Source organism: Bellilinea caldifistulae (assembly GCF_001306055.1).
In the GTDB taxonomy this organism is placed as follows: Bacteria; Chloroflexota; Anaerolineae; order Anaerolineales; family Anaerolineaceae; genus Bellilinea; species Bellilinea caldifistulae.
Genome location: NZ_LGHJ01000019.1, coordinates 147,985 through 164,308 on the forward strand (window position 1 = coordinate 147,985; position 16,324 = coordinate 164,308).

17 protein-coding genes are annotated in these 16,324 nt (G+C 48.0%); 9 read left to right on the forward strand and 8 right to left on the reverse strand.

What is annotated here, in order from left to right:
• Positions 1-3 precede the first annotated feature (3 nt).
• Positions 4-903 carry an ROK family protein gene (locus AC812_RS14050; protein ID WP_061917643.1) on the reverse strand — a complete coding sequence of 300 codons (900 nt, stop codon included), beginning with the start codon at positions 901-903 and terminating at the stop codon, positions 4-6.
• Between the two features lie 225 nt (positions 904-1,128).
• On the opposite strand from AC812_RS14050, the gene AC812_RS14055 reads away from it, so the two are divergent.
• On the forward strand, positions 1,129-2,307 hold the full coding sequence (locus AC812_RS14055) for an aminotransferase class I/II-fold pyridoxal phosphate-dependent enzyme (RefSeq protein ID WP_061917646.1): 1,179 nt from the start codon (positions 1,129-1,131) through the stop codon (positions 2,305-2,307).
• Between the two features lie 59 nt (positions 2,308-2,366).
• On the opposite strand, the gene AC812_RS14060 is transcribed toward AC812_RS14055, so the two are convergent.
• Positions 2,367-3,200 (reverse strand): DegV family protein, encoded by an 834-nt coding sequence (locus tag AC812_RS14060; protein ID WP_061917648.1) that lies wholly within the window; start codon positions 3,198-3,200, stop codon positions 2,367-2,369.
• A gap of 78 nt (positions 3,201-3,278) precedes the next feature.
• Between AC812_RS14060 and AC812_RS14065 the strand changes: the two genes are divergently transcribed.
• Positions 3,279-4,493 (forward strand): hypothetical protein, encoded by a 1,215-nt coding sequence (locus tag AC812_RS14065; protein WP_061917651.1) that lies wholly within the window; start codon positions 3,279-3,281, stop codon positions 4,491-4,493.
• Here AC812_RS14065 and AC812_RS14070 read toward each other — a convergent pair.
• Positions 4,490-5,242: a hypothetical protein gene (locus AC812_RS14070; protein WP_061917654.1), complete on the reverse strand. Its 753-nt coding sequence runs from the start codon at positions 5,240-5,242 to the stop codon at positions 4,490-4,492. The genes AC812_RS14065 and AC812_RS14070 overlap by 4 nt on opposite strands.
• 71 nt (positions 5,243-5,313) lie before the next feature.
• Positions 5,314-6,288 carry a magnesium/cobalt transporter CorA gene (gene corA / locus AC812_RS14075; RefSeq protein WP_061917656.1) on the reverse strand — a complete coding sequence of 325 codons (975 nt, stop codon included), beginning with the start codon at positions 6,286-6,288 and terminating at the stop codon, positions 5,314-5,316.
• A gap of 114 nt (positions 6,289-6,402) precedes the next feature.
• Between corA and acpP the strand changes: the two genes are divergently transcribed.
• On the forward strand, positions 6,403-6,639 hold the full coding sequence (gene acpP, locus AC812_RS14080; RefSeq protein WP_061917660.1) for an acyl carrier protein: 237 nt from the start codon (positions 6,403-6,405) through the stop codon (positions 6,637-6,639).
• 76 nt (positions 6,640-6,715) lie between these two features.
• Here acpP and sucD read toward each other — a convergent pair whose 3' ends face one another.
• The 4 genes from sucD to AC812_RS14100 form a co-directional block, all read right to left on the reverse strand.
• Positions 6,716-7,582, reverse strand: coding sequence for a succinate--CoA ligase subunit alpha (gene sucD / locus AC812_RS14085; RefSeq protein ID WP_061917663.1), 867 nt, complete (start codon positions 7,580-7,582; stop codon positions 6,716-6,718).
• Complete coding sequence (gene sucC, locus AC812_RS14090) at positions 7,582-8,721, reverse strand: ADP-forming succinate--CoA ligase subunit beta (protein ID WP_061917666.1); 1,140 nt, start codon at positions 8,719-8,721, stop codon at positions 7,582-7,584. The genes sucD and sucC overlap by 1 nt, the downstream gene beginning before the upstream one ends.
• 132 nt (positions 8,722-8,853) lie before the next feature.
• Positions 8,854-9,903: an SPFH domain-containing protein gene (locus AC812_RS14095; RefSeq protein WP_061917669.1), complete on the reverse strand. Its 1,050-nt coding sequence runs from the start codon at positions 9,901-9,903 to the stop codon at positions 8,854-8,856.
• A 36-nt stretch (positions 9,904-9,939) separates the two neighbouring features.
• Entirely contained in the window at positions 9,940-10,476 is a 537-nt protein-coding gene (locus tag AC812_RS14100) for a hypothetical protein (protein WP_061917672.1), read from the reverse strand.
• Positions 10,477-10,736: 260 nt separating this feature from the next.
• On the opposite strand from AC812_RS14100, the gene AC812_RS17270 reads away from it, so the two are divergent.
• The 6 genes from AC812_RS17270 (at position 10,737) to AC812_RS14130 (ending at position 16,309) form a co-directional block, all read left to right on the forward strand.
• A complete protein-coding gene (locus tag AC812_RS17270; protein ID WP_082149125.1) occupies positions 10,737-10,883 on the forward strand; it encodes a Flp family type IVb pilin in 147 nt (48 codons plus the stop codon).
• A gap of 189 nt (positions 10,884-11,072) precedes the next feature.
• Positions 11,073-11,219, forward strand: coding sequence for a Flp family type IVb pilin (locus AC812_RS14110; RefSeq protein WP_061917677.1), 147 nt, complete (start codon positions 11,073-11,075; stop codon positions 11,217-11,219).
• Positions 11,220-11,485: 266 nt separating this feature from the next.
• On the forward strand, positions 11,486-12,580 hold the full coding sequence (locus AC812_RS14115; RefSeq protein ID WP_061917680.1) for an SAF domain-containing protein: 1,095 nt from the start codon (positions 11,486-11,488) through the stop codon (positions 12,578-12,580).
• 42 nt (positions 12,581-12,622) lie between these two features.
• Positions 12,623-13,861 (forward strand): CpaE/TadZ family protein, encoded by a 1,239-nt coding sequence (locus AC812_RS14120; RefSeq protein ID WP_061917683.1) that lies wholly within the window; start codon positions 12,623-12,625, stop codon positions 13,859-13,861.
• Positions 13,862-13,885: 24 nt separating this feature from the next.
• Positions 13,886-15,289 (forward strand): TadA family conjugal transfer-associated ATPase, encoded by a 1,404-nt coding sequence (locus tag AC812_RS14125; protein WP_061917685.1) that lies wholly within the window; start codon positions 13,886-13,888, stop codon positions 15,287-15,289.
• 48 nt (positions 15,290-15,337) lie between these two features.
• The gene (locus AC812_RS14130; protein WP_061917688.1) at positions 15,338-16,309 is read left to right on the forward strand and encodes a type II secretion system F family protein; all 972 of its coding nucleotides are present in this window, start codon (positions 15,338-15,340) and stop codon (positions 16,307-16,309) included.
• The last annotated feature ends 15 nt before the right edge of the window (positions 16,310-16,324 follow it).

Here is a 16,324-nt window from a genome sequence, read left to right on the forward strand (position 1 = left end):
CAATCAACCTTCTACCCGCAATTTGGCGAGGGCTATTGCGCCCATGACTCCAGCCCGGTTCCCCAATGCAGGGGGGACGATGTACTCGTCAATCCGTTCCAGAATCTGCGAAGCAAAGATATACCGATTGAGAAATTGCTGGACTTTAACGCGAATCATGGGAAACAGATGGGTTTGCTGCATCACCCCTCCTCCCAGAATGATGCGTTGTGGTGAAACGACACAAATAAAGTCATTCAACGCCAGCGCAATATACTCGGCTTCCAGCTCCCAGATCGGATGATAGGCGGGAACGCTCTCGGCCGGTTTACCCAGCCGGGCTTGTAAAGCCGGCCCACTGGCAAGCCCTTCAAAACAATCCCCGTGAAAAGGGCAGATTCCAACAAATGGGTCTGCTTTTTGATCATGGATTAAGCGAATATGCCCCATTTCAGGGTGAACCAATCCGTGATGCGGCATTCCATTGATGATTAACCCGCCTCCAATGCCGGTGCCGATGGTGATATACATATAATCCTTCAATCCTTTGGCCGCCCCCCATGTCCCTTCACCCAAAGCAGCGGCGTTGACATCCGTATCCAGAAAGACCGGTACTCCGGTTCCATCCTGCAACGTTTGAACAAGCGGGGTAAAAGCCCAACCAGATTTGGGGGTTGTAGTTATTTTTCCGAAATTTGGAGAGGACGGGTTAAGATCCAATGGGCCAAACGAGCCAACTCCAATCGCCGTCAACCGGGCATTATTTTTAACCATGTACTGGCGGAAAAACTCAACCGTCTTCGCCAGAGTTTCCCTGGGTTCAGTCGTCGGAAAGCGCACCTCAGCGCGGATATCCTCTGGCGATGTTCCGATTGCACAAACAAACTTGGTTCCACCGGCTTCAACACCACCGTAGAGTTCCATGACTGACCTCCTTTTTTTGTGATTTTTATAATCTCTGGACATGTTAATAATATCACAAACCTCCCCTCAATTTTTATCTCGAAAATCGGCGAACAGGGTATAATCCAGACAGGATTTTCCAGACAACTTTTGGTTTCGGATTTAGCCAGAAAATCCGGTTGATTTGGACGAATATATTTTTCATAAGATTTGCAATCATTCAACAAAGAGAAGAGGTTTGTTATCATGGATATATTTGAAAAATGCCGACAATTTACCGCAGCCAAAGAGGCAATTGCTCAGGGTTTTTATCCATACTTTATCCCTCTTGATGAAAACGAAGGAACAGAGGTTGTCTACAACGGTCATCGCCTGATTATGTGTGGTTCAAACAATTATCTTGGCCTGACAACCGACCCACGGGTTAAAGAAGCGGCCTGTGCTGCTTTGGAGCGCTACGGCACCAGCTGCACTGGATCGCGGTTCCTAAACGGTACCCTGGCACTCCACGAACAGCTGGAACATGAACTTGCCGAGTGGGTTGGAAAAGAATCTGCGCTGGTATTCTCCACCGGCATGCAGGCCAATCTTGGAGCGGTTAGTGCTCTGGTCGGACGGGGAGATTACGTCATTCTTGATAAAGATGACCATGCCAGCATCGTGGATGGCGCTCGGCTTGGTTATGGCAAAATTGAACGCTTCCGTCACAATGACATGGAACACCTCGAACGTGTGCTTCAATCACTGCCAGAGGCTGCCGGAAAATTGATTGTTGTGGATGGGCTTTTCAGTATGGAAGGTGATCTTGCACCTCTTCCTGATCTAATTCCGGTTGCCAAAAAGTATGGAGCACGTTTGATGGTAGATGATGCTCATGCAATGGGTGTCCTCGGTGGCGGACGCGGTACGGCAGCTCATTTCGGGGTCACCGAAGATGTGGATCTGATTATGTCCACCTTCAGTAAGTCCTTTGCCTCCCTGGGCGGTTTTGTGGCTGGAGATGAAGATGTCATCCATTACATCAAGCATCATGCCCGCTCGTTGATTTTCAGCGCCAGTATTCCCGCATCCAATGCGGTCGCCGCTCTCACAGCCCTAAAAATCATGCGCGAGGAACCCGAAAGAATTGCACGGGTTAATGAAATTGGAGCAAGAATGCGCAAAGCCTACACCGATCTGGGCTTTAACATTGGTCATTCGGTTACCCCCATTGTCCCCATCATAATTGGGGATGATGAAAAAACCTTCCTCACCTGGAAATTACTCTTTGAAAATGGGGTTTTCGTCAACCCCGTCATCAGTCCCGCGGTTGCCCCCGGTCATCAGTTGTTGCGCACCAGTTACATGGCAACTCACACCGATGAGCAACTCGACCGGGTCATTGGGATATTCGAAAAAGTGGGTAAGATGGTCGGCTTGATTTAATTTTTTTGGAAAATCCAACCATCTCAGGCGCAGTGCAAAACCATTTGCCTGCGCCTGTTTTACTTAAGCATAAATAAAATGCCGATGGTGTTCGGGCCACAATGGCTCGAAATGGTTGCGCCCGCTATCGTAACCAGAACTTCTTGCACGGCTCCAGTCTTTCGAATTTCTTCCACCAGATACGCAGCATCCTCATCACATCCTGTATGCGTGACGAAAACACGGGTTGGATCCACATGGGGTAAATGGGATTTGAAATCCTCCAGCATGGAGTTCAATCCCTTCATCCGCCCCCCACGTATTTTCTCCTTGACACCCAGTGTCCCATCGCTGCGAACTTCGATAATCGGCCGTATTTTCAAAACCGAACCAACAATTGCCTGTAAGGCCGTACACCGACCACCTTTGTAAAGATACTCCATTGTATCAATGATAAATGAAGTGCGTACTTTGGGTACCCAGCGCTGGATTTCTTCACTTATTTCTGCTGCACCCCAGCCAGCATCGCGTAAATCGGCTGCCTTCAACACCAGCAGACCAATTCCCGTGGAGAGATTCAGCGAATCAACAATATAAACTTTCTTGTTGCCATCCAATAACTCCAAAGCAAGAATACTGTTAGGGACTGTGGCAGAAAGTTTAGATGAAATACCAATATAAATTGTTTCACCGGGAGTCCTGAAAAACTCGGCAAATTCGGCAATCGAAGGCGCAGCCGTTTTGGGAAGGTTGCCACTTTCTTCTACAAACTTAAATAACTGTTGAGGGGTTACCTCCCCATCTTTCAAATTCTGATTATTAATAAATACTTGTAGCGGAAGGACGCGGATATTCCGACTTTGAATAATCTCACGGGATAAATCTGAGCATGAATCCGTCGTCAAGTCAATCATTTTTTCACCTTGTATCGAATGGATGATTTTACAAAAAAAAGACCTTACCTATTATAATGAGCCTTCAGAGGTTTGGCTATGGCAAACATTTTTTTACTGGATATTGACGGAGTGCTGGTTAAACCCGGCGGCTATCGCACCGCTCTTCATCGAACCATTGCGTTTTTTCTCGAACAACTCGGCTTGCCGGATCATTTCAATCTAACCGAAGAGGAAATCGGCATTTTTGAAGCAAACGGCATTACCAGCGAATGGGATATGATCCCTCTGACATATGCCACGATTTTCGAAACTGCACTTTCCACCCAAAACATTCACCTGCCTTCTTTACAACATGCTATTGAGTGGTTCCGCGATTGCAGCCCGCTGCATGACCGCCCCGCTTATACCGCACATATCCCACAATGGTTGAAATGGGGTACAGCGGGGTTACCTCTTGCCGACTCGATTTATAACCGTTTTCGGGAAAATCTTTCCCATCATCCTTATCCCAATCTTGCTGCTCAACCCTTTGCGGGTGAAATACTTTCAAACACGCGTGATTTTTCCAAAAATCCCTTCAGCCGCTTGTTTCAAAATCACGTACTGGGCGAAACCACCTTTAAGCAAATTTATCCGGGATTACCAGCCGTTGCCGTTGAGTCTACTCTGGAAAAATACGATCAACCCAATCTGCCAGCAGAACTTCAAATTGAATTAAGAAATCATCTCCAAAACCGTCGAATTCAGGCCGCGGCAATGACTTTGCGTCCCAACCGATTACAGGGGGTTTCAGTCAATGGGAATCATTACCGCGCCGGCTTCTCTCCCGAAGCCGAAATTGCTCTTCGGATGACAGGATTGGACGGTATTGCACTGGCTGGTTACGGAACTCTCTTGTGGGCATGCCAGCAATATCATCTTGCAATTGATCAGGTCTTAAAACCCTCAGAATTTCATGCCTTAACCGCCATAGCACTGGCGTTTAACGATCTTCCTGAAGCTGTGGAATTTTGCATGAGCCTGTATCAAGGCATTCCTTTCCAGGAACAGGTAAAATCAACCGCTCATCTCGCCAGGTATCTTCCAAATGAACCGCTCCACATACACATTTTTGAGGATTCACCAAACGGAATCCGCTCGGTGTTGCGTGCATCACAGATCCTTGAGAATGCCGGCTGGGTAGTAACCTGTTATCTTTGGGGGATCACCACTCACCCGCACAAGAAAAAAGCATTGGAAGAATCAGGTGCTACGGTGTTTTCCAGCGCCAGTGATGCCTTGAGATCCGTCTTGAAAATGATCAACAACTAGCGCAAAGTCCGCTGATCTACGGGGATTACGGCGTTTCGGCGCAATTCCGGCACTGGAATATACGCTTCATCGCTGTTCTCGCTAACATATTCTGGTTCGGGGCGAATTTCCTTTGACTTGCGGCTTTGAGCGTAGATCGCTTCCTTGCGGGTCAGGCGTAATGGCTGAGCACCAGGGATTGAGGAATTTGGAACGCTTCTTTCCACTTGAGCCATATTCCTTTCTGGCACACGCTCTGTGGTTCTCTCTTCTGGCCATGTAGCATCGAATGAAAATGTGCCAATCAGAAGAATTCGGGTAATCCACACCAGTACGGCAATAAAAACAGGGATCACCTCAATTAAAATATCTTGTGAGATGAATGAGCTGCTTTGAAGGGTCCGGTTGACCAAAACCAGTGAGATGCTCCACCAGGTCAGGACGGCATTCATTGTTGCCGCAATCAACCACGCCCCCATCAAGTACCATGTTTCCCTTGAATCATGCGATTCGGGTAGGAACAACCGTGCTATCCCTGCAAAATCAATTCCACAAAAAGCGACGGCCAGAATTGTTGCCCATCGGAAACCGGCAAAACGCAGCTCTCCCAATAAATCCCCCAGAGCAAGTTCTGTAGTGCTGTAATTGAATACTTCAAATCCAATTAAAGCCACCACCAGAATTGCTCCATAAATTGCCTTGCGTTGACTCTGAAGATAATGAAGCACCTTTTGCCAATGGTTTGGCTCATAATAGGGTCTTGCGGTCATCTCATTTACTCCTGCACAAAGGAACAATTTTGTGCAAGTTCATTATAGAACATTTATTCTAATTTGTCAACTTAAAACCAGCGTCTCTTCCGGAAAAAAGTCAACATACCTGCCACAATCAAAATAAAAATCAGCCAAACCATTGGATAACCCCATCTCCATTCCAGTTCAGGCATGTAATGGAAATTCATCCCATACACTCCTGCCACGAAGGAAAGCGGCAAAAAGATAGTAGAAACGATAGTCAATGCCTTCATGACTTCGTTCAGGCGCAGGGAGGTTGCGTTGAGGTAGACCTCTAAAGCACTGGTGGTCATATCCCGGATTCCGTCTAAGAGATCATAAATTCTCACAAGATGATCGTAGATGTCCCGGAAATACATTCGGCTGTAGGGATCAATCATCGGAAAGTCATCCCGGCACAGACGATTGATTACCTCCCGCTGTGGAGCGATCACCCGCCTCAGGGTCATAGTGTAGCGTTTCAATCGTAAAATCCGCTCAAGGGTTTTCGGGTCAGGGTTTGAAAGCACCGCCTCTTCGAGGTAGTCTATTTCTTCCTCAAGTTGATCCAGATGCGGAATGAAGTCATCTACCACCCGATCCAATAGCGCATGACAGAGAAAATCGGAACCATTTTGATAAAGCCGTTCATCTTTTTCGAGCCGTTTCCTGAAAATTTCGACAGCCGTGATTTTTTTCAAGGAACTGGAAACCAGATAATTTTTTCCAAGGAATATATTCAATTCTCGGGTCGGTTCATCTTCGAACGAACCTTCGCCGATCACCGATTGAATAATCAAAAACAGATAATCTCCGTAATCATCAAGTTTGGGTGTCTGGTATCCATCCGATTGGCAGTCTTCCACCGCCAGCGGGTGAAAGTGAAACTGATTGACCAGAACACGGTTTATCTCATCCGCATCGGATTCCACCATATCAACCCAAACCAACCCTTCCGGATCGGCGAGGGCACTTCTCAAAGAAGTAAACGGCAGATTGAATTGGGGGACACCAATTTTGGGGAAATAGACGATTCTGATCATACAAAAATCTCGCTTTTCATTGGTGAAAATGTTTTTTGCTAATACAGGCTTGACAGAATAGATAGGAAAGTTACAATAATTTCACAGCAGGTATAAACTATTTGGAGGTTTGGTATGAGTGATCTTTACGAAGAAGTCAAAGCAGTCATTGTGGAAGTCCTGAAAGTAGATGGGGCGGAAATCACTCCAGAAACACGTTTTATTGAAGACTTAAAAGCGGACTCGATGGATCAGTTTTTCTTGATTGATGGGTTGAGCGAAAAATTCGATCTGGCAATCAGCGATGAAGACGCCCGCCAAATCAAATCCGTGCAGGATGCAGTAAATTACATTCAATCTCATAAAAAGTAAAAGAAGAAGTAGCGTGGAAATGGTCGAATGATTATCTTTTCCACGCTACCTCATTTATAACCCAAAATCCATTTTTTCAACTTCGCAGAAGGGACGGTATTTCCTCCGGGTGGCGCGCAACTCGAACACCGGCATTGTTCAAAGCCTGTATTTTATCCGCGGCCGTCCCGCTTCCGCCTTCGATAATAGCGCCTGCGTGTCCCATTCGTTTGCCGGGGGGAGCGGTTTGACCGGCAATAAAGGCAACCACTGGTTTGGTCATATGCCTTGAAATATATTCAGCGGCTTTCTCTTCATCCGACCCACCGATTTCTCCAATCAAAATCACTCGTTCGGTGTAGGGATCTGCTTCGAATAAACTTAACGCATCTATAAAGGGGGTGCCGTTTACCGGGTCGCCACCAATGCCAACGCAGGTACTGGCGCCCATCCCGTGGAGTTTCAAGGCGTACAACACTTCATAAGTCAAAGTTCCGGAACGAGACACCACGCCAATATCTCCGGGTATTGCAATGTTGCCTGGTATGATCCCCACTTTTGCCTCACCGGGAGTTAATGCTCCCGGGCAATTCGGGCCAACCAACCGAACACCTTTCTGATCCAGATAAGCACGCACTACCATCATGTCCTGTACGGGAATACCCTCAGTAATACAGAAGATGAGCGGGACTCCCGAATCAGCCGCTTCAAAGATCGCATCTGCTGCAAACCGAGCCGGCACAAAAATCACCGAAACATTCGCTCCAGTAGCTTCTACGGCCACTTTTACCGAATCAAAAACTGGTACCTTTCCATCCAGCACCCATTCGCCGCCTTTGCCGGGGGTCACCCCAGCCACAACATTGGTTCCATAAGCGATCATCTGCTGAGCGTGAAATGAACCTTCATGCCCGGTTATTCCTTGCACCACCACCCGCGAATGCTTGTTAATCAGGATACTCATCATGCACCTCCCTGGGCAACCTGAACCGACTTCTGAGCGGCTTCGACCAGCGTTTCAGCTGTGATCATCTGAGCATCCGCAAGCAGACGACGACCTTCTTCGGCATTGGTTCCAACCAGTCTTACCACCATGGGTACACTCGGCTTAACTTCCCCGATCGCGGCAAGGATTCCACGTGCAACCTCGTCACAGCGGGTAATTCCACCAAAAATATTGATCAATACTGCTTTGACATTTGCATCGGAAAGAATAATCCTCAGCGCGGCTGCCACCTTATCTGCGCCGGCTCCTCCGCCAATGTCCAGAAAATTCGCCGGTGACCCGCCGTATAATTTGATGATGTCCATTGTCGCCATTGCCAAACCAGCACCGTTGACCATACAGCCAATTTCTCCATCGAGCTTAATGTACGATAAACCGTATTTTCTGGCTTCAATTTCAGCAGGTGCTTCAATATCCAGATCCCGCTTTTCAGCCAAATCCGTGTGACGGAAGAGAGCGTTATCGTCTATGCTCATCTTTCCATCCAATGCCAGTAATCGTTGATCTTTGGTGATCACCAATGGATTAATTTCAACCAGGGTTGCATCGGTTTCGCGATAGACTCGCCATAAAGATTCAGCCAGGGAGATAAACGAACGCCAAAATGGTTTGGGCAGGTCAATCGAGACCGCAACATCCCGGGATTGATATTCTCTCAGTCCCAAAAGCGGATCAATCAGGATTTTGATGATTTTTTCGGGAGTTCGGGCGGCTACTTCCTCAATATCCACCCCGCCCTCAGCAGAAGCCATCAAAACCGGCTTTCTAGAAGAACGATCGTTGGTTATCCCCAGGTAGATCTCTTTTTCGATACTCACGGCTTCATCCACCAGCACCTTTCGAACAGGCAAACCTTTAATTTCCATTCCTAAAATCAAAGTTGCCAGTTCTTCAGCTTCCTGGCTCGATTTTGCCAGACGAATGCCGCCAGCCTTCCCTCTGCCGCCCACCAGAACCTGCGATTTTACGACAACTTTTCCGCCCAATTCTTCGGCGATTTGTTTTGCCTCGGCAGGATTGGCAGCCACCCTTCCGCGCGGGATGGGTATCCCATACTGCGAAAAGATTTGTTTTGCCTGATATTCATGTAGATTCATAGACTCTCCCCAAACCAAAGATACCCGGCCTTGACCGATGTGGGGATTATACCACGAGGTCAATTCAGATAAATAAGGTTTTAAATACAAAAAGACCCGACATTTCATCAAGCCGGGTCTTTTTCAAAAATCTCAACCTTTCAAGAACTCTTCCAGAGCTTCTTTGCTGATTCGATAAGCGTTTCCAATCTTTTTGGCTTTCAATTCCCCGGACTGAATTGCTGCCACCACATCTTCTTCTGAGACTTTGAGAATCTGAGCCGCCTCACCCGGCGTCATAACCGAGGGAATTGCTGCTGCCCCAGCCGCCGAGGTGGCTTGTCCGCCTTGCCCGCCACTGGCCATGCCTTGTAAAGATTGGGAGATGACATTTCCCAAGCCTACACCGGCACCAATCCCCGCAGTCAAACCCGCCCCGCCGCTGGGATTTTGGGCCGCGTCGCGCAATGCATCTGCCGCCTGCAATTGGGTATAGGTTGCCATATCGAGCATGCCCATCGCGCGCAGTTCTTCTGCAGATTTTTCAGATGGTTTGAGGCTTCCAATGTAGAAGGATTTCAGCAGAAGACCCAATGCGGCAAAGTCATCTTGTGCTTTGGCGCGCACGCCTGCCCCAATTTCTTCAATCAGTCCAATCATTTCAGCAACAGATTTTGTTGCCCCAATTTCACCCAACAGGTCTTGCAGTTTGGAAAGCAGCATGGTGCGCAGGCGGTTTTCAATATCGGCCATGCGATAGGCACCCTGCGCCCCTACAATTTGGGTTACAAACTGCTGGGCATCCTTTACCTGAAAACTATATGTACCAAAGCCCTGCAGCAACGCAACTCCCAATCCCATCCCCGGATTTCTGACGAGAATGGGTTGCGGGGTGCCCCATTTTCGATCGGGGAATTCCCGCATCGAAACAAAATAAACCTCTGCGGTAAAAGGAGTGCGGTCGTTAAAGGCCAGCCCAATCAGTCGAGTCAAAAGCGGTATATTCGCAGTTGTGATGGTATGGCGGCCGGGACCAAACACATCGAGGGCATGACCGTCTCGCATAAACACCGCATTTTGAGACTCACGCACAATCACCTGAGAACCGAGCCGCAAATCGGCAATTCCTTGCTCAGGGAAGCGATGAACCAGCTCATCGGTCATCTCGCTCGGATATTCAACAACATCAAATATTCTTGCCATGGTATGATCACTCCTCTCAAAACATGTGACTGGAATTTACGATTCTGTCCCGCCAGCCTGAAAATTTATCATGATTTCGTCTCTCTTATTGAAGGCATCCAAACAGGCCTGGGCTGTGGTGGTAAGGTTTCGTATGGCAGCCGGCAGACCTTCGGTTCCTAAAGAAGCCTCAACGTGGTCAATTGCCCGGGCAACTTCATCGGCCAGATCAAACATTGCACTATCATACTCATACACTCGTGCGAGATCTTCGCTGTTGATCTTTACAGCTGCAAAAAACGGAGAATAGCCGTAGGAAGCCGTGCGAATCCGATCAACGAACTGACGCAGTTTAATTGCCGCTGCTTCCAGATCGTCAATTCGGCCAATTTCACCGGATGAAATCAACTCTAGCTGTAAACCCGAAATCCGCTGCCATAATTGTTCGAACCGGTTGGCTACCGCTTCTCGCAATAGTTTATCGGAAATCTTGCGATTCCTTTTTTCAAGATAGCCCTTAAAACCCGGCACATTGGCCAACAACTTTTTGATGATGTCCTGATCACCCGTAACCCGTTCAAATAAGTCGCTCATTTTGCCTCCCAATTTGTCATTGATCTTTTATCATTATAGCCATCCCACCCTGCTGCTGCAACCAGTTTTACCAAATCGTTTAGGGATGTAATCAAAAATTCATCACAATTCGGTATTGTATACGTTATTTATTTTTCTCTGGTTGCAATTTCTTGAAAATCTCGGAAATCAGGGAAAAAATCACTTGTATTTTTACAGGAATGGTGTATAAAATAATTACATTCAAATAGTAAATCTTGAACAGAAGGGAGGTGAGATAAATGCTGTTCGCACCGAAGGAAAAAGCCCAGGGTCTGGTAGAGTATGCGTTAATTCTTGTTCTGGTAGCCGTTGTTGTGATCGTTATTTTGGCATTGCTCGGCCCGGCCATCGGCAACATCTTCTCCAACATCATGAGAGCTATCTAGCAACTCGCTTTTGAAAAAAAGATAACCCCCACAATATGTGGGGGTTATCTTTTGCCTTTTGATAAATCATTGCAGATCTCATTGTAAGGTATTTGTAATTAAGAATGCTTGATTTATCACATGACATGGTTATAATAAAGTTTAGATTTGGTACTTAATAATTTACGAGCAGAAAGGAGGTGAACAGTCATGTTATTCGCTCCCAAAGAAAAAGCCCAGGGTCTGGTAGAGTATGCGTTAATTCTTGTTCTGGTAGCCGTTGTTGTGATCGTTATTTTGGCATTGCTCGGCCCGGCCATCGGCAACATCTTCTCCAACATCATGAATTCTATCTAATTCTTCGTCGTCTTTCATTTCAGCCCTTTTTGATAAACCCTGTTCTGGCAGGGTTTATCATTTAAAAACAAACCGAACTTTCAAAAGTATTAGGATTTTTGCTCATCATAATCCTTGCACATTTTGATTGATATTATATAATGGTGATATAGTCAAATGCTTTTTGGTGGTTTTATTGGCATTTTTCAGGTTCTTAACTCCTCACACCCATTCCCAAACACTTATGCACATTTCAAAATTCATATCTCAACTCAGGAGGAATTTCCATGGCCGCTAAAGGTAAAAGAGGTGGGCAAATCATCATCCTGGTGGCTCTAATCTTGATCTTTGCAGTCGGTGCAGTCTATCTGTGGCTGCAGATGCAACAACAACAGAGCGCACAACCCCTTCCCACAGCAGAACCAGCAAAACAGATGGTACAAATCGTTATCACAACCCAGTTCATCGCCCGTGGCGAAGAGATCACCGAAGCCAAAGTGATGATGATTGACTATCCCGCTGACTCTTATGTCGAAGGCACTTTCATCCGCGACATTCAATCGGTCATTGGCAGTCGCGCCAGATATGATCTACAGCCCAGCGTTCCACTCACCAAAGCAGTTTTGATCGAACCTGCCGGTGGATCGGTGGCATCCTTTGACGTACCAAAGGATTTTGTTGCCATGCCAATCCCGGCAACCCGGTTAACTTCCGTAGATAACTCCCTTGCACCCGGGGACCATGTCATGGTGATTGGTTGTATGTTGCTGGTGGATGTGGACACCCAGTTCCAGTCAAAATTACCCAATGAGGTCGGTGTAGTTGAGCGACCGGGCGCAGCCGGTGGTGAACAGGCCGGACCCGAACGAGCCTCGGCTGGAATTATCCCGGCGCCTGACGGAGCAACCGAAGGAAGAGCACAATTAGACCCCACCCTCAATTTACCTCTTTACATCGTGCCCTCTGAACCACAGCGGCCGCGATTGGTCTGTCAGACCGTGATCCAAGACGCTGTTGTGCTCCGAACCGGGCAGGAGTCCCAACCTCAGGTTCAACCCACCCCCATCCCGCAGGAACAACAGCAACAAGGAGCACAACCAGCACCTGTTCAGGGATTTGGCGAACCTTTCCCCATCACATTGGTGGTCAGCCCGCAGGATGCCGTTGCATTGAATTATATGCTTTTGAGTGAGGTGACCCTCAACCTGGCTCTGCGCAACCCCACCGACACCAAACCCATCGTAACAGATGCCGTTACACAGCAGTATCTCATGGATCAAAAGAATATCCCACTTCCCGCCAAACTGCCCTACGCCATTGAACCGCGTGTAGATAAACTCAAGATGCCGGAACTCGGCCCGACCCCCGTACCGGTTCAATAAGACGGAACCCCGCATGAATTACCGGTTTGGTTAGGAGAATGTATGCCTGATAACGAATTAGTTCGAGTTATTATCGTAGATGATAATAGTCACACCCGCCAGGTTATTGCGGAGCTGCTCAAGTTTGATGAGCGGATCGAAATTGTTGGATTTGCTGCCAATGGTGAGGAATCCATCCGTCTGGCACTAGAAACCAAGCCCGATGTGGCTATCATGGATATCAATATGCCGGACATGGATGGCATCACTGCCACTGAAAGGATTCGCAAAAAAGTTCCCTTTACGCGGGTGGTCATCCTTACGGTCCAAAATGACCCGAACTACATGCGACGGGCAATGATTGCCGGAGCGACCGACTTCCTGAGCAAACCTCCCAATGCCGATGATTTGATTACAGCCATCCTGAGAGCCGGTCAAATGGCCGCCGAGGATCGCAAGAAAGTTGCGTCCGTTTTACCGGCTTACAACATGGATACGGCTCAAGCCGGCTCCTCCCCAGTACTGCAAAAGGGAAAAATTATCACAGTCTACAGTCCTAAGGGAGGAGTCGGCTGCACCACCATTGCCACCAATGTGGCAATCGCTCTCAAAAAAGCCGATAATAAAGTGCTTATTGTGGATGGCGACCTTCAATTCGGTGATGTGGCTATCTTCCTCAACGAGCAAGGGCGAAATAGTTTATACGACCTCACCAGGCGCGCCGAGGAACTGGACCCCGAGATTGTCGAGGATGTTGTCACGACTCACAAAACATCTGGCATCCAGATTCTCGCCTGTCCACCAAGCCCTGAACTTGCCGAAACCATCACCGCTGACCAGTTCAAGATCACCTTGCAGTTTCTTCAACAAATTTACAATTTTGTCGTCGTGGACACTGCATCCTACATGACTGAGACGGTTCAGGCCGCTTTAGAGGTTTCAGATTACATCATACTGGTCACAACCCAGGATATCCCCGCTTTACGAAGTTGCAGTGTTTTCCTCTCCATCGCCAATGAATCAAAGATCATTGACCGTATCCTGTTTGTCCTCAATCGTTTCGACAATCGCTTAAAATTAACCGCAGAAACCATCAGCGAAAGGCTACACCATCCGATTATTTGCTCGATCGTGTTGGATGAAAGAAACATTCCATACTCGGTAAATCGCGGAACACCGATTGTTATCGAAAATCCGAACTTGCTTGTAAGCCGTAATTTCCACAACCTGGTTGATCAAATCTACAAACGGATTCAACAAGACGAAACCACTCCCGAAAGAGAAGTGATAGGGAGAAAGTAAAGGTAAATCAGGGGAGATTTAGCCATGTCCATATTAAAAAGAATTCAAGGTGATCAAACTCCAACCCCAGGGGGGACAGGGAAAGTACCCGGCGGTACCACTCCTCCTTCCTCTATTCCGGCTCGGCGGGTTGGCGCACCATCCATGCCAACCACTCAGGATACCTACCAGGACCTGAAGGTGCGCGTACAGAATAAATTGCTCTCAAATCTGGACAGCAATATGGATGTAACCCGCACTGCCGAAGTGCGTCGAACGATCCAGGAGTTGTTTGAGCAAATCCTGACCGAGGAAAACATTGTCCTTTCTCGCCCCGAAAAGGCCAGAATGTACGAGCAAATCGCTGCAGAAATCCTCGGTTTTGGCCCGCTCCAGCCATTGTTGGACGACGACAGCATCACGGAAATCATGGTCAACGGTGCAAAGAACGTTTATGTTGAACGGCGAGGTAAAATTCAACGAGCCCCCATCACCTTCGAGAATAACGAGCATGTCATGCGTATCATCGAACGCATCGTTGCACCTTTAGGAAGACGCATTGACGAATCTTCTCCCTATGTTGATGCCCGCTTGCCGGATGGCTCCCGTGTCAATGCAGTGATTCCCCCCATCTCGCTGGTTGGACCAGTGCTCACCATTCGTAAATTCGCCCGAAATCCCATCACCGTGGATCAATTGATCCAATTTGGCTCGATCACCCCCGAAGCAATTCAGCTGTTAGATGCATGCGTTAAGGCACGTTTGAACATCGTCATTTCGGGAGGTACCGGCTCCGGGAAAACCACCCTCTTGAACGTTCTCTCCGGCTTTATCCCGGCTGACGAACGCATTATTACAATCGAAAACGCCGCAGAACTTCAACTTCGTCAAGAGCATGTTGTCACCCTCGAGTCTCGCCCGCCCAACATTGAAGGACGCGGGGAAATCACCATTCGCCAACTGGTGATTAACTCATTGCGTATGCGCCCCGATCGCATCATCGTGGGCGAAATCCGCGATGAGGCTGCGCTGGACATGCTCCAGGCGATGAATACCGGCCATGATGGCTCAATGACTACACTGCACTCCAACAGTCCGCGCGACACACTTTCCCGTCTGGAAACAATGGTGATGATGGCCGGCATGGACCTGCCGGTTCGCGCCATTCGCGAACAGGTTTCATCGGCTATTGATGTGGTTGTTCATCAAGAACGTTTGAGGGACGGCACCCGTAAGGTGGTCAACATCTGTGAAGTATCCGGCATGGAAGGTGATGTGATTACCATGACGGATATTTACCAGTTCGAACAGGCCGGTTATGAGAACGGCAAAGTCATTGGACGCTTACGCCCCACCGGACTGCGCCCAAGGTTTTACGAGAAAATCGAAGCAGCCGGTATTCATCTTCCTCCCTCGTTATGGGGGTTGGGAGAAGCCCGCAGACGCTAAGATACCGAAGCCATTTGGCTCAATAAGTGCCAGAAAGCAGGTGAACCTATGATATTCAGCCCAACCATGGTTTTACTGATCGGAGGTGGATTTGCCTTTCTGCTGCTAATCCTCGGCATCGTCGTTTCAATAACCAGCGAACGCAGCATGGTCGAGGAACGCCTGGGACGCTATGTTGAAACCCAACAGCAGGAAATTTTAAGTGAAAAGGGACGTTCCACCCCCCTGACCGACTGGTTAAATAGGCGGGTTGAACGCTCTTCTCTGGGGGATCGAATCTCACAAGAACTCAGCCGGGCAGACATCAAATTCCGTCCCGGTGAATTCATTGCTTTGATTGTCATCAGCATCGTCGTAATGGCAGGAGTGGGCTATGTCATTGGTCAATACAGTATCATCACCGCAATCCTTGGCGCAATCGCCGGCGCATTTTTGCCTCGCTTTTACGTAAAACGTCAACAAAATAAAAGGCTTATCCGTTTCAATGAACAACTTTCGGACATGCTCAATCTCATGGTGAACGGGCTGCGCGCCGGTTACTCCACCATGCAGGCTATGGAAGCCGTTTCCAAAGAATTACCTCCACCTATTTCAGATGAGTTTCATCGCGTAGTGCAGGAAATGCAGCTGGGTATTCCGATGGAAAAGGCTCTAGATAACCTCCTCAAACGCATTCCCTCCGATGATCTCGATCTGGTCATCACCGCTATCAACGTGCAGCGTGAGGTGGGTGGTAATTTGGCCGAAATTCTGGATACAATCTCATTTACCATCCGCGAACGGGTGAGAATCAAAGGTGAAATTCGGGTTCTCACGACCCAGGTTATGTATTCAGGAAAATTTCTCTCCCTCCTCCCGCTTATCCTGATTGGTGTGCTTTACCTTCTTAACCGCGACTATATCATGACCTTCTTCAAACCGGAAAGCGTCCCTTGCGGCTACATTGCTTTGGGAGTGGCTGCCATTCTCATCATCTCCGGTTATTTCACAATGACTAAACTCGCCGACATTGAAGTATAGGCTTAAACAAAGGAG

Coding starts and splice junctions, on each gene's coding strand:
- AC812_RS14110 (WP_061917677.1), top strand. CDS start 11,073: ATGTTATTCGCTCCCAAAGAAAAAGCCCAGGGTCTGGTAGAGTATGCG.
- AC812_RS14060 (WP_061917648.1), bottom strand. CDS start 3,200: ATGATTGACTTGACGACGGATTCATGCTCAGATTTATCCCGTGAGATT.
- AC812_RS14125 (WP_061917685.1), top strand. CDS start 13,886: ATGTCCATATTAAAAAGAATTCAAGGTGATCAAACTCCAACCCCAGGG.
- sucD (WP_061917663.1), bottom strand. CDS start 7,582: ATGAGTATCCTGATTAACAAGCATTCGCGGGTGGTGGTGCAAGGAATA.
- AC812_RS14095 (WP_061917669.1), bottom strand. CDS start 9,903: ATGGCAAGAATATTTGATGTTGTTGAATATCCGAGCGAGATGACCGAT.
- corA (WP_061917656.1), bottom strand. CDS start 6,288: ATGATCAGAATCGTCTATTTCCCCAAAATTGGTGTCCCCCAATTCAAT.
- AC812_RS14065 (WP_061917651.1), top strand. CDS start 3,279: ATGGCAAACATTTTTTTACTGGATATTGACGGAGTGCTGGTTAAACCC.
- AC812_RS14070 (WP_061917654.1), bottom strand. CDS start 5,242: ATGACCGCAAGACCCTATTATGAGCCAAACCATTGGCAAAAGGTGCTT.
- acpP (WP_061917660.1), top strand. CDS start 6,403: ATGAGTGATCTTTACGAAGAAGTCAAAGCAGTCATTGTGGAAGTCCTG.
- AC812_RS14115 (WP_061917680.1), top strand. CDS start 11,486: ATGGCCGCTAAAGGTAAAAGAGGTGGGCAAATCATCATCCTGGTGGCT.
- AC812_RS17270 (WP_082149125.1), top strand. CDS start 10,737: ATGCTGTTCGCACCGAAGGAAAAAGCCCAGGGTCTGGTAGAGTATGCG.
- AC812_RS14120 (WP_061917683.1), top strand. CDS start 12,623: ATGCCTGATAACGAATTAGTTCGAGTTATTATCGTAGATGATAATAGT.
- AC812_RS14130 (WP_061917688.1), top strand. CDS start 15,338: ATGATATTCAGCCCAACCATGGTTTTACTGATCGGAGGTGGATTTGCC.
- AC812_RS14100 (WP_061917672.1), bottom strand. CDS start 10,476: ATGAGCGACTTATTTGAACGGGTTACGGGTGATCAGGACATCATCAAA.
- sucC (WP_061917666.1), bottom strand. CDS start 8,721: ATGAATCTACATGAATATCAGGCAAAACAAATCTTTTCGCAGTATGGG.
- AC812_RS14055 (WP_061917646.1), top strand. CDS start 1,129: ATGGATATATTTGAAAAATGCCGACAATTTACCGCAGCCAAAGAGGCA.
- AC812_RS14050 (WP_061917643.1), bottom strand. CDS start 903: ATGGAACTCTACGGTGGTGTTGAAGCCGGTGGAACCAAGTTTGTTTGT.